The 19,923-nt window shown below is 71.2% G+C and carries 22 protein-coding genes; 3 read left to right on the plus strand and 19 right to left on the minus strand.

Annotated elements, in window-relative coordinates; genetic code table 11:
- Positions 1-13 precede the first annotated feature (13 nt).
- Genes Talka_RS06100 through Talka_RS06140 form a run of 9 tightly spaced genes read right to left on the minus strand, consistent with a single transcriptional unit; the run spans position 14 to position 7,349 of the window.
- Complete coding sequence (locus Talka_RS06100) at positions 14-376, minus strand: protocatechuate 4,5-dioxygenase subunit alpha (RefSeq protein ID WP_143890230.1); 363 nt, start codon at positions 374-376, stop codon at positions 14-16.
- Between the two features lie 60 nt (positions 377-436).
- The gene (locus Talka_RS06105) at positions 437-1,498 is read right to left on the minus strand and encodes an aldo/keto reductase (protein WP_143890231.1); all 1,062 of its coding nucleotides are present in this window, start codon (positions 1,496-1,498) and stop codon (positions 437-439) included.
- A gap of 18 nt (positions 1,499-1,516) precedes the next feature.
- Positions 1,517-2,500, minus strand: coding sequence for a Gfo/Idh/MocA family oxidoreductase (locus Talka_RS06110; protein WP_143890232.1), 984 nt, complete (start codon positions 2,498-2,500; stop codon positions 1,517-1,519).
- Positions 2,497-3,354, minus strand: a complete 858-nt coding sequence (locus tag Talka_RS06115) for a class III extradiol dioxygenase subunit beta (RefSeq protein ID WP_143890233.1) — start codon at positions 3,352-3,354, stop codon at positions 2,497-2,499. Before Talka_RS06115 ends, Talka_RS06110 begins: the two co-directional genes overlap by 4 nt.
- Positions 3,355-3,380: 26 nt before the next feature.
- Positions 3,381-3,821 carry a protocatechuate 4,5-dioxygenase subunit alpha gene (gene ligA / locus Talka_RS06120; RefSeq protein WP_143890234.1) on the minus strand — a complete coding sequence of 147 codons (441 nt, stop codon included), beginning with the start codon at positions 3,819-3,821 and terminating at the stop codon, positions 3,381-3,383.
- A gap of 4 nt (positions 3,822-3,825) precedes the next feature.
- Positions 3,826-4,779, minus strand: a complete 954-nt coding sequence (locus Talka_RS06125; RefSeq protein ID WP_143890235.1) for an amidohydrolase family protein — start codon at positions 4,777-4,779, stop codon at positions 3,826-3,828.
- Positions 4,780-4,795: 16 nt separating this feature from the next.
- Positions 4,796-5,482: a 4-carboxy-4-hydroxy-2-oxoadipate aldolase/oxaloacetate decarboxylase gene (gene ligK / locus Talka_RS06130; protein ID WP_143890236.1), complete on the minus strand. Its 687-nt coding sequence runs from the start codon at positions 5,480-5,482 to the stop codon at positions 4,796-4,798.
- 38 nt (positions 5,483-5,520) lie between these two features.
- Positions 5,521-6,549, minus strand: coding sequence for an amidohydrolase family protein (locus Talka_RS06135; RefSeq protein WP_143890331.1), 1,029 nt, complete (start codon positions 6,547-6,549; stop codon positions 5,521-5,523).
- A 47-nt stretch (positions 6,550-6,596) separates the two neighbouring features.
- The gene (locus Talka_RS06140) at positions 6,597-7,349 is read right to left on the minus strand and encodes a substrate-binding domain-containing protein (RefSeq protein WP_246100598.1); all 753 of its coding nucleotides are present in this window, start codon (positions 7,347-7,349) and stop codon (positions 6,597-6,599) included.
- A 118-nt stretch (positions 7,350-7,467) separates the two neighbouring features.
- Between Talka_RS06140 and Talka_RS06145 the strand changes: the two genes are divergently transcribed.
- Positions 7,468-8,427, plus strand: coding sequence for a LysR substrate-binding domain-containing protein (locus Talka_RS06145; protein ID WP_143890237.1), 960 nt, complete (start codon positions 7,468-7,470; stop codon positions 8,425-8,427).
- On the opposite strand, the gene Talka_RS06150 is transcribed toward Talka_RS06145, so the two are convergent.
- The 9 genes from Talka_RS06150 to Talka_RS06190 form a co-directional block, all read right to left on the minus strand.
- A complete protein-coding gene (locus Talka_RS06150; protein WP_143890238.1) occupies positions 8,336-9,301 on the minus strand; it encodes an NAD(P)-dependent oxidoreductase in 966 nt (321 codons plus the stop codon). The two genes, Talka_RS06145 and Talka_RS06150, sit on opposite strands and share 92 nt — an antisense overlap.
- Before the next feature lie 28 nt (positions 9,302-9,329).
- On the minus strand, positions 9,330-10,652 hold the full coding sequence (locus Talka_RS06155) for a TRAP transporter large permease (protein ID WP_143890239.1): 1,323 nt from the start codon (positions 10,650-10,652) through the stop codon (positions 9,330-9,332).
- 1 nt (position 10,653) lies between these two features.
- The gene (locus Talka_RS06160; RefSeq protein WP_143890240.1) at positions 10,654-11,175 is read right to left on the minus strand and encodes a TRAP transporter small permease; all 522 of its coding nucleotides are present in this window, start codon (positions 11,173-11,175) and stop codon (positions 10,654-10,656) included.
- Positions 11,176-11,289: 114 nt separating this feature from the next.
- Positions 11,290-12,339 carry a TRAP transporter substrate-binding protein gene (locus tag Talka_RS06165; RefSeq protein ID WP_143890241.1) on the minus strand — a complete coding sequence of 350 codons (1,050 nt, stop codon included), beginning with the start codon at positions 12,337-12,339 and terminating at the stop codon, positions 11,290-11,292.
- A 255-nt stretch (positions 12,340-12,594) separates the two neighbouring features.
- Positions 12,595-13,917: a fumarylacetoacetase gene (fahA, locus tag Talka_RS06170; protein WP_143890242.1), complete on the minus strand. Its 1,323-nt coding sequence runs from the start codon at positions 13,915-13,917 to the stop codon at positions 12,595-12,597.
- A 27-nt stretch (positions 13,918-13,944) separates the two neighbouring features.
- Positions 13,945-14,151, minus strand: coding sequence for a DUF2783 domain-containing protein (locus Talka_RS06175; RefSeq protein ID WP_143890243.1), 207 nt, complete (start codon positions 14,149-14,151; stop codon positions 13,945-13,947).
- A gap of 21 nt (positions 14,152-14,172) precedes the next feature.
- Complete coding sequence (locus Talka_RS06180; protein ID WP_143890244.1) at positions 14,173-15,780, minus strand: FAD-dependent oxidoreductase; 1,608 nt, start codon at positions 15,778-15,780, stop codon at positions 14,173-14,175.
- Between the two features lie 101 nt (positions 15,781-15,881).
- The gene (locus tag Talka_RS06185) at positions 15,882-16,424 is read right to left on the minus strand and encodes a VOC family protein (protein WP_143890245.1); all 543 of its coding nucleotides are present in this window, start codon (positions 16,422-16,424) and stop codon (positions 15,882-15,884) included.
- A gap of 46 nt (positions 16,425-16,470) precedes the next feature.
- Positions 16,471-17,427, minus strand: coding sequence for an MBL fold metallo-hydrolase (locus Talka_RS06190; RefSeq protein ID WP_143890246.1), 957 nt, complete (start codon positions 17,425-17,427; stop codon positions 16,471-16,473).
- Between the two features lie 176 nt (positions 17,428-17,603).
- Here Talka_RS06190 and Talka_RS06195 point away from each other — a divergent pair, with 176 nt between their 5' ends.
- Positions 17,604-18,416, plus strand: a complete 813-nt coding sequence (locus Talka_RS06195; RefSeq protein WP_246100599.1) for an IclR family transcriptional regulator — start codon at positions 17,604-17,606, stop codon at positions 18,414-18,416.
- Between the two features lie 9 nt (positions 18,417-18,425).
- On the opposite strand, the gene Talka_RS06200 is transcribed toward Talka_RS06195, so the two are convergent.
- On the minus strand, positions 18,426-18,872 hold the full coding sequence (locus Talka_RS06200; protein WP_246100600.1) for a Clp protease/crotonase-like domain-containing protein: 447 nt from the start codon (positions 18,870-18,872) through the stop codon (positions 18,426-18,428).
- Between the two features lie 228 nt (positions 18,873-19,100).
- Between Talka_RS06200 and Talka_RS06205 the strand changes: the two genes are divergently transcribed.
- Entirely contained in the window at positions 19,101-19,889 is a 789-nt protein-coding gene (locus tag Talka_RS06205; protein ID WP_143890248.1) for a crotonase/enoyl-CoA hydratase family protein, read from the plus strand.
- The last annotated feature ends 34 nt before the right edge of the window (positions 19,890-19,923 follow it).

Consider the following 19,923-nt stretch of genomic DNA (forward strand, 5'->3'; position numbering starts at 1 on the left):
GGGGCGGTGGGCCTCAACACTGCTGGTTGGCGGCCACCAGCTTGGCTTGGAACTCGGCCTTGGTCACGCCGGTCTGTTGCGCGCCGATGTCCTGCATATCCCAGCCGAATATGCCGGCCAGCTTGGCCAGGTAATAGGCGTTGCCACCGGCGGCCAGCATGCGCAGCACCTGGCCGCTGCGCACGGCGGCTTTTTGCTCCTCGCTCAGGCCGAAGCGGGCCATGTAGGCCTCCGGGTCGGCGCGGAAGGCCTCGCGGTTGGCGGCCTCGTTGAAGGAGTAGCACATTTTGTTGAGCGCATAACCGCGCTGGACCAGCGTGCCGTCGAAGGGTTGCGTGCCGGGGATGGTGCGCGTCGCGGGGGTGTGCGGGTTCATGGGCTTGCGGTCTCCACGGATCGGGCCCCGATGCGGTGCGCGGCAACCGCCCTGGGGGTGTCAGAAGCGCTCGGTATCCACCTCGTCCTCGCCCTGGGCGTTGTAGCGTGCGCCGCTGACGGCCTGCGGGGTGAAGGTGGCGTCCAGCTCGGCCAGCAGGGCCGCCTCGGGCTGCACGCGCAGGGCCTGCAGATCCTCCTGCAGGTGGTCGATGCGCGTGGTGCCGGGCAGCGCGTGCACGTGCGGCCCGCGCGCCAGCACCCACGCCAGCGCCAGTTGCGCCGGGGTGCAACCGGCCTGCCGCGCCAGCGCCGCCAGCCGCTGCTGCAGGCGCAGGTTGCGCGGCCAGTGCTCGGGGGCAAAGCGCGGCATGGCGCGGCGGATGTCCTTCGGGTGGAACGCCGCCGGATCGGGCGGGCTGGCCGTCAGCACGCCCCGCCCCAGCGGGCTGAAGGCGACGAAGGCCACCCCCAGCTCGCGGCAGGCGTCCAGCACCGCGATCTCGGGGTTGCGCGTCCACAGCGAGTATTCCGACTGCACCGCGGCGATCGGGTGCACGGCGTGCGCGCGGCGCAGCGTCGCGGCCGAGACTTCGCTCAGGCCGATGGCCAAGATCTTGCCCTGCCGCACCAGGTCGGCCAGCGCGCCGACGCTGTCCTCGATCGGCACGCGCTTGTCCCAGCGGTGCAGGTAGTACAGGTCGATGACGTCGGTGCGCAGGCGCTTGAGCGCCTGATCGCAGGTGGCCTTGAGCGTGGCGGGCCGGCCGTCGATGACGCGCACCTTGACGCCGCGCTCGTCGGGCTCGCCGGTCATGCCGCACTTGCTGGCCAGCACGAAGCGCTGGCGGTGCGGCGCCAGATGGCGGCCGATCCACTCCTCCGACAGGCCGAAGCCGTACAGCGCCGCGGTGTCGAAGTGCGTCACGCCCGCCTCCAGCGCGGCGAGGAGCAGCCGCGCGGCGTCGGCCTCCGACAGCGGCTCGCCGTAAGCGTGGCAGACGTTCATGCAGCCCAGGCCGATCGCGGAGACCTCGAACGGCCCCAGGCGCCGCGTCGGCCACGGCGTCGGCGGCGCCTTCAGAGCCGGGGAGGAGGAGCCCTGGGCAACGTGACCGGTCATGCTCGCTTTTCCCCGGGATCAGCGCGGCGCCGGGCCGTTGTCCGTCAGCAGCTGCTGCTCCAGCCGGTGCAGCACCTGGTAGCACGGCAACACCTGCGCGACGCTGGCGTTGGGCTCGCGCCCCTCGCGGATGGCGGCGAAGAACTCGCGGTCCTGCAGCTCGATGCCGTTCATCGAGACGTCCACGCCGCTGACGTCCACCGGCGTCTCCGGCCCCTTGCTGTGGCTCTGCACCAGGTCGTCGTAGCGCGCGATGTAGGTGCCCGTGTCACCGATGTAGCGGAAGAACGTGCCCAGCGGCCCGTCGTTGTTGAACGACAGGCTCAGCGTGCAGATGGCGCCGTTGGCGGCCTTGAGCTGGATGCTCATGTCCATCGCGATCTTCAGCTCGGGGTGGTACGGCCCCTGGATCGCGTGCGCCTGCACGATCGGGCTGCGCGTCTGGTAGGCGAACAGATCCACCGTGTGCGCCGCGTGGTGCCACAGCAGGTGGTCGGTCCAGCTGCGCGGCTGGCCCAGCGCGTTCATGTTGGTGCGGCGGAAGAAGTAGGTCTGCACGTCCATCTGCTGGATCGTGAACTCGCCGGCCAGGATGCGGCGCCGGATCCACTGGTGGCTGGGGTTGAAGCGGCGCGTGTGCCCCACCATCGCCACGAGGCCCGTCTGGCGCTGCAGGGCCAGCACCTCCTCGCCCTCGCGCAGCACGTCGCACAAGGGGATTTCCACCTGCACGTGCTTGCCGGCCTCCAGGCACGCCTTGGCCTGCGCGGCGTGCAGCTGCGTCGGCGTGCACAGGATCACGGCGTCCACCTCCTTCATCGCCAGCGCCTCGGCCAGCTCGGTGGTGGTGTGCGGCACGCCGTACCTGGCGGCCACCTCGGCGGTCTTGGCCGGCTCGCGGCCGATCAGCGAGACGACCTTGACGTCGGGGATGTTGCGGATCGCGTCCAGATGTTTCTGGCCGAAGGCGCCCGGCCCGGCCAGGGCGACGTGGATGGTCATGCGGCGTTCTCCAGGATCAGGTGGCCCACGGCGGTGTTGCTCGCGGGCACGTGGTAGAAGCGGTGCGCGACGCGGGGCTTCGGACCGCCGGCCACGTCGGCCATCGCGCCGCGCGCGATCAGCCACATGACCAGCTCGATGCCCTCGCTGCCGGCCTCGCGCACGTACTCGACGTGCGGCACCTCCGCCAGGCCGGCCGGGTCGTCGATCAGGCGGTCGAGGAAGCGGTTGTCCCACTCGCGGTTGATGAGCCCGGCGCGCGGGCCCTGCAGCTGGTGGCTCATGCCGCCGGTACCCCAGATCTGGACGTTCAGGTCCTCGTCGAAGCGCTCGACGGCGCGGCGGATCGCCTGCCCGAGCGCAAAGCAGCGCCGCCCCGACGGCACCGGGTACTGCACGACGTTGACCGCAAAAGGAATGACCTTGAACGGCCATTCGGTAGGCTGGCCACACATCAGCGACAGCGGCACCGTCAGGCCGTGGTCCACTTCCATCCTGTTGACGATGGTGAGGTCGAAGTCGTCCTGGATGACGCTCTGCGCGATGTGGCTGGCCAGTTCCGGATGACCGACGACCTCCGGCACCGGCCGCGGGCCCCAGCCCTCGTCGGCAATCGGGAAGCGCGCCGCGGTGCCGATGGCAAAGGTCGGGATCAGCTCCAGGCTGAAGGCGGTGGCGTGGTCGTTGTAGACGAGGAAGACCACGTCGGGCATGTGCTCGCGCAGCCACTGCTTGGAAAACTCGTAGCCGGCGAACAGCGGCTGCCAGTACGGCTCGTGGGTCTTGCCGTGGTCGATGGCCGCGCCGATGGCCGGCACGTGGCTGGTGTAGACGGATGCGGTGATGCGCGCCATGGGGGTCGTCTCCGGGGGTGGGGGGTTCAGAGCAGGCGGCCACTGCCGTGGCCCTGCGGCTGGCGGTGCGGCTGGGCGTCACCGTCCTCGCCGAGGTAGCGGTTGCCGTCGATGCGCCGCCCGCCGGCCAGCATCATCGCGCGGTATTCCTCCTCGGTCATGCCGGTCATCGAGCCGGCCATCTGCTGGAAGCTCTTGCCGTGCGTGGCGCCCAGCTTGGCGAGGAAGTAGATGTTGCCGCCGAGCTGGATGCAACGGTTGAGGTCACCGTCCAGCACGGCCTGCTTCTGCTCCTCGGTCATCGGCCACTCGTCGAGGTAGGCGCGCCGGTCGGCCAGGTAGCGCGCGCGGTTCTCCGGCTTCATAAGGCTCATGCAGAACTGGTTGAGCCAGTAGCCCTTGCGGCTCTGGTCGGCGTCGAAGATGACGGTGCCGGGTATGTCGGCGTAGGGCTTGTGCAGGGCCATCGCGTCAGGCTCCTTTCCACTCGTCGGGCCAGTACAGGCGCATCGGGTTGTCCACCAGCAGCCGGCGCAGGTGCGCCTCGTCCGGGACGATGTGCGCCAGCCAGTCCACCAGCAGCCCGTCGTCGGGCATGTGGTCCTTCAGGTTGGGGTGCGGCCAGTCGGTGCCCCACAGCACGCGGTCGGGGAAGGCCTCCACCAGCCGGCGCGCGAACGGGATGACATCGGCGTACGGCGGCCGATCCGGCCCGCAACGGCCCGGCAGCGCCGGCGGCCCCGAGACGGACAGCCGCTCCGGGCAGCTGACCTTGGTCCAGACGTTCTCGTGCTCGCGCAGCAGGCGCACGAACAGCCCGAACTGCGGCCCGTCGACCGGCTGCGTCACGTCCGGGCGGCCCATGTGGTCCACCACCACGGTGGTGGGCAGCGCGGTGAAGAAGTCCCACAGCTCGGGCAGGTCCGGCGCCTCGAAGTAGACGACGACGTGCCAGCCCAGCGGCGCGATGCGCTGCGCGATCTCCAGCAGCTCGTCCTTCGGCGTGAAGTCCACCAGCCGCTTGACGAAGTTGAAGCGCACCCCGCGGATGCCGGCCGCGTGCAGCCGCTCGAGATCGGCGTCGGCGACGTCGCGCCGCACCGTGGCCACGCCGCGCGCGCGCCCGCCGCTGGCCAGGCACGCATCCACCAGCGCGCGGTTGTCGGCGCCGTGGCAGGTGGCCTGCACGATGACGTTGCGCGCAAAGCCCAGGTGGTCGCGCAGCGCAAACAGGTCGTCCTTGCTCGCGTCGCAGGGGGTGTACTTGCGCTCGGGCGCGTACGGAAAACGCTCGCCGGGGCCGAAGACGTGGCAGTGCGCGTCCACCGCGCCATCCGGCAGCCGCAGGCGCGGTTTGCTCGGGCCGTCATACCAGTCGAGCCAGCCGGGGGTCTTGGCGAATCCGCCGGTGGTGGGTCGCTCCACGCTGCTGCCCTCCCGCTCAATCGACGTAGCGCAGGCCGGCCTTGGCCAGCGCCGGGCGCATGTCGTACATGTCCAGCCCCAGCACGCCGGCGGCGAGCTTGGCGCGCTTGTCGGCCTCGGCGGCCTCGCGCCGACGTGCCGCCTCCAGCGTCGCGGCGGCCTTGTCGCGCGGCACCACGACCACCCCATCGTCATCGGCGACGATGACGTCGCCCGGGTGCACCAGCGCGCCGGCGCACACCACCGGGATGTTGACCGAACCCAGCGTGGCCTTGATCGTGCCCTTGGCGCTGATGCACTTGCTCCAGACCGGAAAGCGCATCTCGGTGAGCGTGCGCACGTCGCGCACGCCGGCGTCGATCACCAGCGCGCGCGCCCCGCGCGCCTGAAAGCTGGTGGCCAACAGGTCGCCGAAGTAGCCGTCGCAGCACTCGGCGGTGAGCGCCGCGACGACCACGTCGCCGGGCTGGATCTGTTCGGCCACCACGTGCATCATCCAGTTGTCGCCGGGGTGCAGCAGCACGGTGATCGCCGTGCCGCCGACCTGCGCGCCGGCCCAGATCGGGCGCATGTAGGGCTTCATGAGGCCAACGCGGCCCATGGCCTCGTGCACGGTGGCGCTGCCGAAGGCGGCCAGCGCGTCGGCGACCTCGCGGTCGGCGCGCACGACGTTGCGGTAGACGACGCCGAGTTCGTAGTGCATGGTGGGGACTCCTGCGGGATCGGTTGGCGCGCGGCGCCTCACAGGCCGCGCGCCTTGAGCCTGGCGTCCAGCCGCGGAAAGACGCGGCGGGCGTTGGTCTCGAACACCTTGCGCCGCGCAGCCTCGTCCAGGTGCGGCGTGGCCAGCACATAGCGCCGGGTGTCGTCGTAATGGTGGCCGGTCTCGGGGTCGATGCCACGCACGGCACCGATCATCTCGCTGGCGAACAGGATGTTGTCCACCGGCACCACGCGCGTCAGCAGGTCGATGCCCGGCTGGTGGTAGACGCAGGTGTCGAAGAACACGTTGCCCAGCAGATGCTCCTGCAGCGGGGGTTTCTTTAGCTCCTGCGCCAACCCCCGGTAGCGGCCCCAGTGATAAGGCGCCGCACCGCCGCCGTGCGGGATGATGAAGCGCAGCGTCGGGAAGTCCTTGAACAGGTCACCCTGGATCAGCTGCATGAACGCCGTCGTGTCGGCGTTGATGTAGTGTGCCCCGGTGGTGTGGAAGCACGCGTTGCACGAGGTGCTGACGTGGATCATCGCCGGGATGTCGTACTCGACCATCACCTCGTAGATCGGGTACCACCAGCGGTCGGTCAGCGGCGGCTCGCGCCAGTGGCCGCCGGAGGGGTCGGGGTTGAGGTTCACGCCGACGAAGCCGTACTGCTCGACGCACTTGCGCAGCTCCGGGATGCAGGTGCGCGGATCGACGCCGGGCGACTGCGGCAGCATCGCCGCGCCGACGAAGTGCTCGGGAAAGAGCTGCGTGACGCGGTAGACCAGCTCGTTGCAGATCGCCGCCCAGGTGGCCGAGGTGTTGAAGTCGCCGATGTGGTGCGCCATGAAGCTGGCGCGCGGGCTGAAGACGGTGAGGTCGCCGCCGCGCTCGCGCATCCTGGCGAGCTGGTTGGTCTCGATCGACTCGCGGATCTCGTCGTCGCTGATGCGCAGCTCGCTCGGGCTGGGCGCACGGGCCGGATCGCCGAGCGCCGCGATCTGCCGGTTGCGCCACACTTCCAGCGCCTTGGGCGCGGTGGTGTAGTGGCCGTGGACGTCGATGACCAGGGGTGGACGCATCGGGGATGACCTCTTGAGGGATGGTGGAAAGTGGCTCAGGCTGGCGGCGCGGCATCGGACGGGCACGGGGCGAGCCGCGCCGGCTCCATGCCCTCGCGCCGCTTGACCTCATCGGCGGCTGGCGCGGCCATGAAGGCCAGCAGCGCGCGCGCCACCGCAGCGCGGGCGCTGCCGGCACCGATGGCGCCGCTGAAGGTGGTGACGATGGCAATCTCGGGCGGCAGTATGCCCACCACCTGCACGCCCGGCTCGTGGATCAGCTCACTCAGCTGCTGAAAGCCCAGGTCGATCTCGCCGGCGGCCAGCAGGCGCGCCACCGGCACGCCGGGCGGCGGCACCACCAGCCGCCCGCGCACGTGCGCCCCCAGCCCCCACTGCTCGAACAACGCCTGCAGCGCACGCCCGCTCGGGCCGGTGGAGACGCCCAGGCGCCGCGCCGCCTGCACCGCGGCGCGCACCGCCGCGGCACTGCCGAGATCCGGCCGCGGCGCCCCGGCCGGCACGGCCACCGCCACCGGCGAGCGCACCAGATCGACGCGTGAGCCGGCCAGCGCGTGCCCACCCTGCAGCAGCCGCTCGATCGCATCGGACGCCAAGATGACCACGTCGCAGGGCTCGCCGGCGGCGACCCGCCGCTCGGCCTCGACGCCGCCGACCGACTCGATCGCCACCGGCGCCCCACCAGCCTCGCGCCACGCCCGCAGCAGCTCGGCGAGCACGCGCCGCGTCGCCATCGATGAGAGGACGCGCAGCGGCGCGCTCGGGTCGGAGGGCATGGCGGAGGTCATGGCAGCGTGGACGGTTGGCGGATCGTCGGCATTGTGCCGCGCCTCAGCCGTCACGTTCGCGCATGACGCGGCTAGCTGCTATGGCACTTTGGCATGGCATGGCGTTAGACTCGTCGCCATGGACCTCAAGCAGCTGGAGTACTTCGTGCGCGTGGCGGAGCTGGGCAGCTTCACGCGCGCCTCGCACGCCCTGGGCGTGGTGCAGCCGGCGCTGAGCCGCCAGATCCGCGCGCTGGAGGTGGAGCTGCGCCAGCACCTGCTGCTGCGCAACGGCCGCGGGGCGGTGCCGACCGAGGCCGGCAAGGTGCTGCTGGCGCACGCGCGCGGCATTCTGCATCAGGTGGCGCGTGCGCGCGAGGAGCTGGGCCGCGTGCGCGGGGCGCTGGTCGGGCGCGTCGCGATCGGGCTGCCGCCGAGCCTGGCGCGCACGCTGGCGGTGCCGCTGACGCGGGCGTTCCGCCGCGCGCTGCCGGAGGCGACGCTGTCGATCGGCGAAGGGCTGACGGTGGCGATGCTGGACGACCTGACGCAGGGCCGCCTGGATCTCGTGCTCGCCTACAACCCCCCGGCGCTGGCCGACGTCACATTCGAGCCACTGTTCGACGAGGCGCTGGTGCTGGTGCAGCGGCGCACGCCGGGGCTGGCGGAGGATCCGCCGCTGCCGCTGACGCTGCGCGAGGTGGCGGCGCTGCCGCTGGTCATCCCGAGCCGGCCCAACGCGCTGCGCGTTCAGGTGGACGCGGCGATGGCGGCGCTGGGCTGCAAGCCGCGCATCGAGCTGGAGATCGACGGCGTGGCGGCGATCCTGGAGCTGGTGGCCGACGGCGTGGGCGCGGCGATCCTGTCGCCGCATGCGGTGGCCTCAAGCCCCCACGCCGCGACGCTGGCGGCACGGCCGATCGTGGAGCCGGCGCTGCATGCCCACGTGGCGCTGGCCACCTGCGACCGCCGCCCGGCGACGCTGACGCAGCAGGCCGCGGCCGACGTCATCCGCCAGCTGTGCCGTCAGCGCTTCGGCGCGCCGCCAGCAGTGCGTCCGCCCATGCCCGCCACGGTGCACGGGGATCCACCGCGTTGAAGACGCCGGCCGCGCGCGCGTCGGCCACCTCGTCGTCCTTGCGCGCGATCGCCTCGGCCAGCAGCGGCGCCAGGCCCGCCTCGCGCACCGTGCGCGCCACCTCGCGCATCTCCTCGGCACGCCGCCGCCCGTGCTGCGCCACGCGCTGGAAGAAGTAGCCGCCCTGCCCCTCCCAGTCGACGCCGGGAAAGGTTTCCCGCAGCGTGGCCAGCATCGCGTCCTCCACGCCGTAGTGGCGCGCCGCGGTGTAGCTTTCGATGACCAGCGCTTCCAGCCCCTTGATCATGATGCTGCGGCACATCTTGGTGGCGCTGGCCACGCCGAGCCGCGCGCTCGCCAGCTCCACCTGCATGCCCCAGGCGCGCAGCGCCGGCAGCAGCGCCGCGGCGTGCGGCCCGCCCACCAGCATCGGCACGCGGATGCCGTACGGCGGCACCGAGGTCATCACCGCCGCCTCGACGTAGCGGCCGCCGGCGGCCTCGATGATGGCGGCGGCTTCCTGCTTGGCCGCCGGCGACGCGGAGTTCAGGTCCAGCCACCAGGTGCCGGGGCGCAGGTGGGCAGCCGCCTGCCGCGCCGCCGGCACCGCATTGGCGGCCGTGACGGCGCAGATGATCAGGTCCGCTCCGGCGCACAGGGCCGCCATGTCGGCGCACGCCTCGGCGCCGGCCTCGCGGGCCCGCGCGCGCACCTCGGCCTGTTCCGGATGGCCGGGGGCGAGCTTGACGTCCCAGCCGCCGAGCCAGGTCAGCCCGTGCTGGGCCAAGGCGCGCGCGAAGATCGTGCCGACCTCGCCGAGCCCGAGCAGCCCGACGCGCTGCACGCTGCCGGGTGCCCCGTCGTCCGCCCCGCACCTCGCAGCCGTTGCCTTCATGGTCCGCCCCTCCTCGCTTGCGCCGGCATCAGGAGGTCAGCCGCAGCGCCAGCAGCGTGATGGCCGGAAACGCCGCCAGGATGGCCGTGCGCACCAGGTCACTTAGCACGAACGGCATCACCCCGCGGTAGGTCTGCACGATCGGCACGCCGCGCGCCAGGTTGTTGATGACGAACAGGTTCATCCCTACCGGCGGTGTGATCAGGCCGACCTCGACGACGATCAGCACCAGGATGCCGAACCAGATGGCCGTCTCCTCCGGCGACAAGCCGAAATCCAGCCCCATGATCATCGGGAAGAAGATCGGGATCGTCAGCAGGATCATCGACAGCGAATCCATCACGCAGCCCAGCAGCAGGTAGATCACCAGGATGATCGTCAGCACCAGCCACGGACTCAACCCCAGCCCGATGACCCACTGCGCCAGCTCCTGCGGCAGCTGCGACAGCGCCAGGAACGTGTTGTACAGACCCGCCCCCAGCACGATCATGAAAATCATGCCGGTGGCCACTGCGGTGCCAAAGACGGCCTCGCGCAGCGTCTTCATGTTGAGCCCGCCGCCGAACCATGCCGCCAACCCCGTGCCGAAAGCGCCCACCGCGGCCCCCTCGGTCGGCGTGAAGACGCCGCTGTAGATGCCGCCCACCACCGCCAGGAAGATCACGATCACCGGCCAAGTGCGGGCCAGCGCCCTGAGCCGCTCGCTCATCGGCGCCGGCTCCATGCGGCCGGCGCTGTCGGGCCTGAGGCGCACGACGATCGAGATGACGATCACGTAGCCGACCGCCGCCAAGATGCCCGGAATGAAAGCCGCCAGGAACAGCTTGGCGATGTTCTGCTCGGTCAGGATGGCGTAGATGACCAGTACCACCGACGGCGGGATCAGGATGCCCAGCGTCCCCCCGGCAGCCAGGCACGCGGTGGCCAGGCCGCCGGCGTAGCCGGCGCGACGCAGCTCCGGCAGCGCCACCTGCCCCATCGTGGCCGCCGTGGCCAGCGACGAGCCGCAGATGGCGCCAAAGCCCGCGCAGGCGCCCACCGCCGCCATCGCCACCCCGCCGCGCCAGTGGCCGACCCAGGCCTCGGCAGCCTTGAACAGCGAGCGCGACAGCCCGCCCAGCGCCGCGAACTGCCCCATCAGCAAAAACAGCGGCACCACCGACAGGTTGTAGTTGGCAAAGGTCGTGTAGGTGATGTGCTTGAGCTGGTTGAGCAGCGGCAGCGGCGTGCCGTAGACCAGATAGGCGCCTGCGAGCCCGCACAGGGCCATCGCCAGCCCGATCGGCACGCGGATGAAGATCAGCCCCAGCAGGACGGGAAACGACCAGGCGGCCAGTTCGATGTTGGTCATCTCAGTGCTCCCCCGCCTCGGCCTGCGGCCAGCCGGCCGGGTACTCGGCCAGCCCGAGGTCGATCAGCGCCTGCGTCAGGTAGGCCAGGCAGCCGATCACCGCGCCGGCCAGGCCCGCCGCGTAGCCCCACCAGACGGGCATCTGCAGGATGAAAGAGGTCTCCAGGTACTCGCGCTTTTCCAGCATGCCGTCCCACAGCTTCCACGTCAGTACCAGCCACAGGGCCAACATCAGCACGTCGCAGACGACGCGGATGGCGCGGCGCAGCGCCGCCGGCAGGTGCTGGTACAGCAAGTCCACGGTGGCGTGACCCCCGCGCAAGTGCGTCCACGGCAGGAAGAGGAACACGGCCACGCCGATGCCTACCTCCACCAGCTCGAAGTCGCCCGGCACAGGCCCGAGCCCGAAGCCGATCAAGGCCCGGCCGGCGATGCTGGCCACGCTCATCAACGTCAGGGCCACCAGCACCAGCCCCCCCACCATCGCTGCCGCCTGCGACAGCCGGAACACCCATGTCGTCATGCCCGTTGAAACCTTCCGTCTCGTTGATCCCGTTACCATCCGCGCGACGTGCCGGCGCAAAAACGGGCGCGCAGCGTCGGATCCGGTCCGGCTGCGCGCCCGCGCGCGCTCAGCTCACTGGCGCACGTCGTGCTGCCTGATCAGCGCACGCGCCTCCTTCAGCAGCGCCTCGCCGTCGATGCCCTTGCCGCGCATCTCCTTGATCCAGTCGTCCTCCACGCTGCTGGCGGTGCGCAACCAGCGCTGGGTTTCGGCCAGCTCCAGGAGGTTGATGCGGTTGCCGGCCTTGACGGCGATCTCGCGCCCCGTCTTGTCCGCCTCGTCCATCGCCTTGCCGAACGCGGCCGACAGCGCCGCACCGCTGTTGTTGTCGATGACCTTCTTCAGGTCCGGCGGCAGCGACTCGTACTTGGCCTTGTTCATCGAGAACGCGAACCCCATCGTGTAAAGCGCCCGGTCACCAGCGAAGGTGGTGTGGTTCTTGACGATCTCGTGGATGCGCAGCGACGGGCCGACCTCCCACGGGATGGTGGTGCCGTCCAGCACGCCCTTGGACAGCGCCTCGGTCACCTGCGGCACCGGCATGCCCACCGGCGTGGCGCCGAGCTTGACCAGCATGTTGTTGACGATGCGCGTGCCACCGCGGATCTTCATGCCGCGCAGGCTCTCCAGCCCGGTGACGGGCTGCTTGGTGTGGATCAGGCCGGGGCCGTGCGTGTGCACGGCCAGCAGCTTGACGTCCTTGAACTCCTCGGCGGCGAACTTCTGCGCGAAGTCCCACGCCGCCTTGGAGGTGACCTCGGCCGAGCGGTCGTGCGACGGCGCGATGAACGGAATCTCGAACACCTCCATGCGCTGGAAGCGCCCCGGCGTGTAGCCGAGCACGGTCCAGGTCACGTCGGCCACGCCGTCACGGGCCTGGTCGAACAGCTGCGCCGGCGAGCCGCCCAGCTGCATCGCCGGGAAGATCTGCACCTTGATGCGGCCACCGGACTCGGCCTCGACCTTGCGCGCCCACGGCTCGATGGCCAGGCGCGGGATCGCACTCTGCGCCGGCAGGAAATGGTGCACGCGCAGCGTGACCTGCTGCGCCCAGGCCGGGCTGCCCAGCAGCGTGGCGGCCGCAGCCGCCGCCAGGGCCTTCAAGGTCGTACGCTTGTCCATGTCGATCGTCTCCTTCGGGTGTGAGAGAAGCCGGGCCCGGCGTGGCAAGCCCGAACCGCTCAAACAATGAGCATACTGACGATTATCGGGGCAATCGAGGGGTGCCGGAACGCGCCCCCATTGGGGATTACCCCTAACCGCGGGGCGCGACATCCTGCCGCGCTCCCGCGCGGACACTGTAGGCCCCGCACCATCCGAACCGAACCGGGCCGCCGCTCAAGCTGCTATGCCTGATCGGCATGGCCGCTGCCTGGCTCAGACCGCCGGCGCCGGCAGCACGGTGCCGGTGCAGCGGCCAAAGCCGATGCGCACCGCCCCCGGCGCCTCGCACCAGCCGCTCAGCGTCACCTCGTCGCCGTCCTCGAGGAAGGTGCGCCGCTCGCCGCCGGGCAGCTCCAGCGGCCGCTGGCCGCCCTCGGTCAGCTCGATCAGCGCGGCGGCCTGCTCGGGCGCCGGGCCGGAGAGCGTGCCGGTGCCGAGCAGATCGCCCGGCTGCAGGTTGCAGCCGTTGACGGTGTGGTGCGCCACCAGCTGCGCCGCCGTCCAGTAGGCGTGGCGGTAGTTGGTGCGCGCGATCGTCTGGGCCGGCAGCCCCTGCGCGCGCATGCGCGCGGTGCGCAGCGCCACCGCGAGCTCGATCGCCACCGCGCCGGCGCGGCGGTTGGCCTCGCCGTCCAGATACGGCAGCGGCGCCGGGTCGCCGGCGGGCCGCTCCAGCGGCGCGCGAAACGGCGCCAGCGCCTCCCACGTCACCACCCACGGCGAGATCGTGGTGGCGAAATTTTTGGCCAGAAAGGGCCCGAGCGGCTGATATTCCCACGCCTGGATGTCGCGCGCCGACCAGTCGTTGAGCAGCACGACGCCGAACAGGTGCGCCTCGGCCTGCGGCAGCGGAATCGGCTCGCCCAGCGCGTTGCCGGGGCCGACGAACAGGCCCAGCTCCAGCTCGATGTCGAGCCGGCGGCTCGGCGCCACGACCGGCTCGGCGACATCAGGCAGCTTGATCTGCCCGCACGGGCGGCGAAACGCCTGCGGCGAGACGGCCACGCTGGAGCTGCGGCCATGGTAGCCGATCGGCACCCACTTGTAGTTCGGCAGCAGCGGGTTGTCGGGGCGGAACAGCCGGCCGATGTTGGTGGCGTGGTGGATCGAGGTGTAGAAATCGGTGTAGTCGCCGATGCGCGCCGGCAGCGTCAGCTCCGCCGCGGCCTGCGGCACCAGACACGCCGCCACGGTGGCCTCGAGCGCACTGCCGCAGCGCAGCGCGCGCGACAGCGCCAGCCGCAGCGCGCTCCAGTGCGCCGGCCCCAGCGCCATCAGCGCGTTGAGCGTGGGGCCGGCGGCCGCCGCCAGCGCCTCGGCCGCCGCGCCGTCGAACGGATGCGCGCGGTGCAGCGCCGCCAGGTCGATGATCTGGTCGCCGATGGCCACGCCGCCGCGCCATGGCTCGGCCGTGCCGGCGCGGCGGAACACCCCGAACGGCAGGTTCTGGATCGGAAAGTCGGTGCCCGGCTCGTGGGCCGAGGCGACCCAGCAGCGCAGTGCCGGATCGTGGGTCTCGTTCAGCGTCGGGATCATGCGGACAGGCCTCCGGCGGGCGGCGGCTCAGGGGCGCGCGGCCAGCGAGTTGTCGCGCGCCAGGCGGATCGCCTCGCTCAGGATGGCGCGGTCGCCGACGTGGTTGGCCAGGATCAGCGCCAGCTTGGCGACGAACATCTCGGCCTGCTCGTCGGTTAGGTCGCGCTGGGCGTCGATGAGCTCCTCGTAGAAGCCGTCGTGGTCGGGGATGTTGGGGGTGCGGATCAGCGGCATAGCGGCGTGCCTCCGGTCGGTTCAGTGCAGGGCCAGCGCGCGCGCCAGCGCCGCCTGCACGGCGGCGGCGTCGAAGCGGCGCCAGCGCGCGGCGACGTACTGGTCCGGGCGGAACAGGTACACGGTGCCGGGCTGGCCATCGTAGCGCTGCGTCAGCACGCCCAGGCGGTCGTGCAGGTCGCGTCCGACCTCCAGCACCGTCGCCTCCACGCCGCCGACGCGCACCGGCTGCGCGCCGGCCCCGAAGCTCAGCAGCACGAAGCCGCGGCCGAGCCGCTCCAGCAGCCAGCCCGGGCGGCCATCCACCTCCACCGGCGCGTCGGCGGCGAACATCCCCGGCGCCATGCGCCCGGCAAAGGTGTCCGCATCCGGCGTGTTCAGCGGCGAGCCGACGTACGGCGTCGGGGTGGACAGCCGCCCGCTGTTGACGAGTGGCCGCGCGAACGGCTCGGTGCGCGCCAGCTCCAGCACCGCGTTGCGCAGCCGCAGCGACGTGCGGCTCTTGGGCGTGATGAAGTCGGTGGAGCGGGTGGAGTTGAGGATGTTGTCGTCCGCGGCCAGCGCCCGCTCCCAGTGGTAGCTGTCCAGCAGCGCCTCGGGCGCGTGACCCGCCAGCACCGCGGCCAGCTTCCAGCCCAGGTTGTCGGCGTCCTGCACGCCGCTGTTGGCGCCGCGCGCGCCGAACGGCGAGACCTGATGCGCCGCATCCCCGGCGAAGATCACCCGCCCGTGGCGGAAGCGGTCGATGCGCCGGCAGGCGAACTGGTACACCGATACCCACTCCAGCTCGAACGGCACGTCCGGCCCCAGCATCGCCTGGATGCGCGGGATGACGCGCTCGGGCTTCTTCTCCTCGTTGGGGTCGGCGTCCCAGCCGAGCTGGAAGTCGATGCGCCAGACGTTGTCGCACTGCTTGTGCAGCAGCACGCTCTGGCCGCGGTGGAACGGCGGGTCGAACCAGAACCAACGCTCGGTCGGGAAGTCCGCCTTCATCACCACGTCGGCGATCAGGAAGCGGTCCTGGAAGAACTGGCCGGTGAACTCCGCCCCGACCATGCGCCGGATGTCGCTGTGCGCGCCGTCGCAGGCGATCAGCCACTCAGCCTCCATCTTGAAGATGCCGTCGGGGGTCTCCACCGTCAGCACCACGTGGTCAGGCTGCGGCTCCACCGCCAGCACCTTGTGCTTCCAGCGCAGGTCCACCCGCGGCGAGGCGTCGCAGGCGCGCACCAGCCGCTCCTCCAGGTAGTACTGCTGCAGGTTGATCATCGCCGGCATCTTGTGGTGATCCTCCGGCAGCAGGTCGAACTGGTAGACCAGCTCGTCGCGGAAGAACACCTTGCCGACCTTCCACTGCACCCCCTGCGCGACCAGATCCTCGCCCAGCCCGAGGCGGTCCCAGATCTCCAGCGGGCGCTTGGCGTAACAGACCGCGCGCGAGCCGACGCTGACAGTGTTGTTGTCGTCCAGGATCACGGTGGGCACACCGCGGAAGGCCAGGTCCAGCGCCTGCGTCATGCCGACCGGCCCGGCGCCGACGACGACCACCGGATGGCGCACGCGCCGCCCCTCGGCCTGCTCAGGGCTGATGCGATAGGGGTATCGCGGGTAGGTGTAGGTGTGCAACATCGCTCGTGTCCTTCGGACGGGGGCCGCGCCGCGGGCACGCGGCGCACGGCCACCCCGGCCCGCAGCGGGCCGGGCCTGGCGCGCGCGGCGAGGCCAAGCCTTCAGCCGGCGGCGCCGAACTCCTTCTCGTGCATCCAGGCGGCGTGCTTGGGCGCGCGGCGCGTGCGCGCCCACTCTTCCAACATGTCCCACTTCACGGCGTCGAGCTTGGCATACATCTCGGGCGTGCCGACGTCGGCGGCCAGCTCGATGCGGTGGCCGTTGGGGTCGAAGAAGTAGATGCTCTTGAAGATCGTGTGGTCGGTGATGCCGACCACCGGGATGCCGGCGGCCTCCAGCCGCGCCTTGGTCTCCTCCAGCGTGCGCACGCTGTCGACCTTGAAGGCGATGTGCTGCACCCAGTCCGGCGTGTTGGGATCCTTGCCCATCGGCGGCGACTTCGGCAGCTCGAAGAACGCCAGCACGTTGCCCTGCCCGGCGTCGAGGAAGACGTGCATGTACGGGTCGGGGGCCTTGGTGGAGGGCACCTGGTCCTCGGCGATGGCCAGCACGAACTTCATGTTCAGGTGCTTGACGTACCACTCCACCGTCTCCTTGGCGTCGCGGCAGCGGTAGGCGACGTGGTGAATGCGCTCGATCTTCATCGTGGGTCTCCTCTGCGAGGGTGCGGCGGCGCGGCCCGTCTGGCGTTCAGCCTTCCAGCGCCTCCCACATCTGGCGGTCGCGCTCGGCGGTCCAGATGCGCGGGTCGGGGTAGGCGGTCAGCTCGTCGTAGCAGCGCGTCACGTCAAACGGCATGCAGTGGTCGAAGATCACCCAGCGGCCATACTTGGGTTGCAGGCGCGCGTAGGTCTCTTTGTAGATGACGCGCAAGTCCTTGCCGGCGCGCACGCCCTCCTCCACCGCGGCGCGCACGTCCTCGATGAAGGCTTTGGTGCCGGCCAGCGCCTGCTGCACCTGCTCCGGCGTGGTCAGCGCCGCGCCGCGGCCCGGCACGAGCTTTTCGGGCTGAAGCGCCGCGAGGTTGTCCAGCGTCTGCGGCCAGTCGCGGAAATAGGCATCGCCGGCGTAGGGCGTGGCGTCGAACTCGACCAGGTCACCGCTGAAAAGGATGCGCTCCTGCGGCAGCCAGGCCACCGTGTCGCCCTTGGTGTGGCCGCGGCCCAGCTGCAGCAGCTGCACCTCCAGCTTGCCCAGCCAAATCGTCATCTTGCCGGTGAACGTGAGGGTGGGCCAGGTCAGCCCCGGCGGAATCGACTCCACCGCCCGGAACAGGCGCGGGAAGCGGCCGATCTCGCTGGCCTTGTCCTGCTCGCCGCGCTCGACGATCAGGTCGTAGGTGTCCTGGCTGGCGATGATGTGCTGCGCGCCATACGCGCTGGCGCCCAGCACGCGCACCGCGTGGTAGTGGCTCAGCACCACGTACTGGATCGGCTTGTCGGTGACCTCGCGGATGCGGCGGATCACGTCCTGCGCCATCACGGGCGTGGCCTGGGTGTCGATCACCATCACGGCGTTATCGCCAATGATGACGCCGGTGTTGGGATCGCCCTCGGCGGTGTAGGCGTAGGCGTGGTCGGACAGCTTGGTGAAGCTGACCTGCTTGTCCTGCAGGTCGGCCTGGCTGGCGAAGGCTTTGGTGCTCATGGTCCGGTTTTCGTCGGGCGAACGCGGCATGGAGATTCAACCATGCCAAACGCATTTGTCTTATGTGGCGCAATGGTAGGCGATCAGGTTGTACGATGTCAAACGCGTTCGCATAAGTGAAAACCCCGAGATCGCCAGCGCGGAGGCAGGCGAGCCGCGCGGCGACAATGATGCGCATGCACACTCTGCCCCCGGACCACCACGCAACGGACAGCACGGCCGGCGACGACGGCCCGCTGCGCCGCCCCCGCGGCATCCAGAGCATCGAGGTCGGCGGCCAGCTGCTCAAGGCGCTGGCTCGCGCCGGCCGCGCGCTGCCGCTGAAGGAGTTGGCGCGCGCCGCCGGCATGGGCGCCGCCAAGGCCCACCCCTACTTGGTCAGCTTCGGCAAGCTCGGACTGGTGGAACAGGATCCGGTCAGCGGCCACTATGGGCTGGGGCCGCTGGCGCTGCAACTCGGCCTGATCGGGCTGCAGCAGGTCGACCCCGTGCGGCTGGCGGTGGCCGAGCTGCCGGCACTGGCACGCACGCTCGGCTGCACGGTCTCGGCCGCCGTGTGGGGGCCGGTGGGGCCGATCATCGTGCACGTGGAGCTGGCCCCCACGCCGGTGCACGTGGCGATGCGCCACGGCATGCCGGCCTCGCTGCGCCACACCGGCACTGGCAAGATCTTCGCCGCCTTCGGCGAGCCGCAGGCAGTGGCCGCGGCGCTGGCGCGCGAGGGCGAGGCCGAGGCGCTGCGCGATCCGGCCTTCGCCGAGGAGCTGGCAGCGATCCGCCGCGAGGGCCTGAGCCGCGTACGCGATGAACTGCTGCCGGGCATCAGCGCGCTGGCGGTGCCGGTGTTCGATGGCTTCGGGCGCGTGGTGCTGGCGCTGGCCGCCATCGCCCCCAGCGCGCTGCTGGATCTGCGTGCCGAAGGCGCCCAGGCGCAGGCCCTCATCGCCGCCGGAAGGCGGCTGACGCAACGCTTGGGCACGGGCGGCTGAGCCGCCGCTTCAGGCCCCGCGGAACACCGGCGCCCGGCGCGCCCGCACCGCCGCGATGCCCTCGGCGAAGTCGGCGCTGGCGTGCGTGGCCAGCTCGCGCTGGCGCCACACCGCGGGTTCATCCGTACCCTCGGCCAGTTCGCGCAGCGTGCACTTCATCCCCTGCACGGCCGGCGGCGCCAGCGCCTCCAACGCCGCGCCGCGCCGCCGCACCTCCTCCTCCAGCGCCGCGCAAGCCACGCACGCATCGAGGAAGCCGCACGCCCGCAGCGCCGTCGCATCGAGCGGCTCGGCGGCGAGGAACAGCTGCCGAGCCGCCGGCAGGCCCAGCGTCGCCACCGCGCGGCGCAGCCCGGCGGTGTAGTAGTGCAGACCGATCGCGGCGGCCGGCACGCGCGCCGTCACCACCAGCACGCGCACCGCCGGGTCGGCGTCCACCGCGCGCACGTGACGCACCAGCGCCTGCAGGTCGGCGGCCTCCAGCCGGTTGCGGTGGCGCGGGCGGTTCAGCGTGATCGTGTGGCCACGCCGGCCTCGACGCTCAACTGGGGCTTGGAGCCGGAATCAACCATGTCGACGTGCATGCCCGCAGTATGCCGCGCCGCGCGCCTGCGGGAAAACCCGCATGGCCACCACCACCAGACCACGCTACCCTTTTCGATATCGTTATTTTTTGTAACCATCATGACCACCGCCCCTTCCCTCGACGAGCTGGACTGCACCTTGGACGGCCCCGTCGCGATCGTGCGGCTGCGCCGGCCGGCCAAGCGCAACGCGCTCTCCGACGGCCTGATCCTGGCCCTGCGGCAGACCTTCGACCAGCTGCCTGCCGAGGCGCGCGCGGCCGTGATCTGCGGCGAAGGCGAGCATTTCTGCGCCGGGCTGGATCTGGCGGAGCTGCGCGAGCGCGACGCGGTGGAGGGCCTGCACCACTCGCGGCTGTGGCACGCCGCCTTCGACGCCATCGAGCGTGGACGCGTGCCGGTGGTGGCGGCGCTGCACGGTGCGGTGGTCGGCGGCGGGCTGGAGCTGGCCAGCGCCTGCCACGTGCGCGTGGCCGACGACAGCGCCTACTTCGCGCTGCCGGAGGGCACGCGCGGCATCTTCGTTGGCGGCAGCGGTGCGGTGCGCATCCCGCGCCTGATCGGCGTGGCGCGCATGATGGACATGATGCTGACCGGCCGCGTGCTCGGCGCCGACGAGGCCGAGCGCGCCGGGCTGGTGCAGTACCGCGTGCCGGCCGGCCAGGCGCTGGCCAAGGCACTGGAGCTGGCGCGGCGCATCGCCGCCAACGCGCCGATGACCAACTACGCGCTGATGCACGCGCTGCCGCGCATCGCCGAGCAGGCCAGCGACCACGGGCTGTTCACCGAGGCGCTGATCTCCGCGATCGCCCAGGCCGCCCCCGAGGCCAAGGCGCGCCTGCGCGACTTTCTGGAGGGGCGCGCCGCCAAGGTGCGCCCGGGCGGCTGACCCAGGCGGGCACCGCCCGCCCCTCATCTGACGA

The organism is Tepidimonas alkaliphilus, from assembly GCF_007556595.1.
GTDB lineage: Bacteria > Pseudomonadota > Gammaproteobacteria > Burkholderiales > Burkholderiaceae_C > Tepidimonas > Tepidimonas alkaliphila.

What these genes read in the sequence shown, in the direction of transcription:
- Talka_RS06100 (WP_143890230.1), bottom strand. Translation starts at nt 376, where the DNA reads ATGAACCCGCACACCCCCGCGACGCGCACCATCCCCGGCACGCAACCC.
- Talka_RS06105 (WP_143890231.1), bottom strand. Translation starts at nt 1,498, where the DNA reads ATGACCGGTCACGTTGCCCAGGGCTCCTCCTCCCCGGCTCTGAAGGCG.
- Talka_RS06110 (WP_143890232.1), bottom strand. Translation starts at nt 2,500, where the DNA reads ATGACCATCCACGTCGCCCTGGCCGGGCCGGGCGCCTTCGGCCAGAAA.
- Talka_RS06115 (WP_143890233.1), bottom strand. Translation starts at nt 3,354, where the DNA reads ATGGCGCGCATCACCGCATCCGTCTACACCAGCCACGTGCCGGCCATC.
- ligA (WP_143890234.1), bottom strand. Translation starts at nt 3,821, where the DNA reads ATGGCCCTGCACAAGCCCTACGCCGACATACCCGGCACCGTCATCTTC.
- ligK (WP_143890236.1), bottom strand. Translation starts at nt 5,482, where the DNA reads ATGCACTACGAACTCGGCGTCGTCTACCGCAACGTCGTGCGCGCCGAC.
- Talka_RS06140 (WP_246100598.1), bottom strand. Translation starts at nt 7,349, where the DNA reads ATGACCTCCGCCATGCCCTCCGACCCGAGCGCGCCGCTGCGCGTCCTC.
- Talka_RS06145 (WP_143890237.1), top strand. Translation starts at nt 7,468, where the DNA reads ATGGACCTCAAGCAGCTGGAGTACTTCGTGCGCGTGGCGGAGCTGGGC.
- Talka_RS06150 (WP_143890238.1), bottom strand. Translation starts at nt 9,301, where the DNA reads ATGAAGGCAACGGCTGCGAGGTGCGGGGCGGACGACGGGGCACCCGGC.
- Talka_RS06155 (WP_143890239.1), bottom strand. Translation starts at nt 10,652, where the DNA reads ATGACCAACATCGAACTGGCCGCCTGGTCGTTTCCCGTCCTGCTGGGG.
- Talka_RS06160 (WP_143890240.1), bottom strand. Translation starts at nt 11,175, where the DNA reads ATGACGACATGGGTGTTCCGGCTGTCGCAGGCGGCAGCGATGGTGGGG.
- Talka_RS06165 (WP_143890241.1), bottom strand. Translation starts at nt 12,339, where the DNA reads ATGGACAAGCGTACGACCTTGAAGGCCCTGGCGGCGGCTGCGGCCGCC.
- fahA (WP_143890242.1), bottom strand. Translation starts at nt 13,917, where the DNA reads ATGATCCCGACGCTGAACGAGACCCACGATCCGGCACTGCGCTGCTGG.
- Talka_RS06175 (WP_143890243.1), bottom strand. Translation starts at nt 14,151, where the DNA reads ATGCCGCTGATCCGCACCCCCAACATCCCCGACCACGACGGCTTCTAC.
- Talka_RS06180 (WP_143890244.1), bottom strand. Translation starts at nt 15,780, where the DNA reads ATGTTGCACACCTACACCTACCCGCGATACCCCTATCGCATCAGCCCT.
- Talka_RS06185 (WP_143890245.1), bottom strand. Translation starts at nt 16,424, where the DNA reads ATGAAGATCGAGCGCATTCACCACGTCGCCTACCGCTGCCGCGACGCC.
- Talka_RS06190 (WP_143890246.1), bottom strand. Translation starts at nt 17,427, where the DNA reads ATGAGCACCAAAGCCTTCGCCAGCCAGGCCGACCTGCAGGACAAGCAG.
- Talka_RS06195 (WP_246100599.1), top strand. Translation starts at nt 17,604, where the DNA reads ATGCACACTCTGCCCCCGGACCACCACGCAACGGACAGCACGGCCGGC.
- Talka_RS06205 (WP_143890248.1), top strand. Translation starts at nt 19,101, where the DNA reads ATGACCACCGCCCCTTCCCTCGACGAGCTGGACTGCACCTTGGACGGC.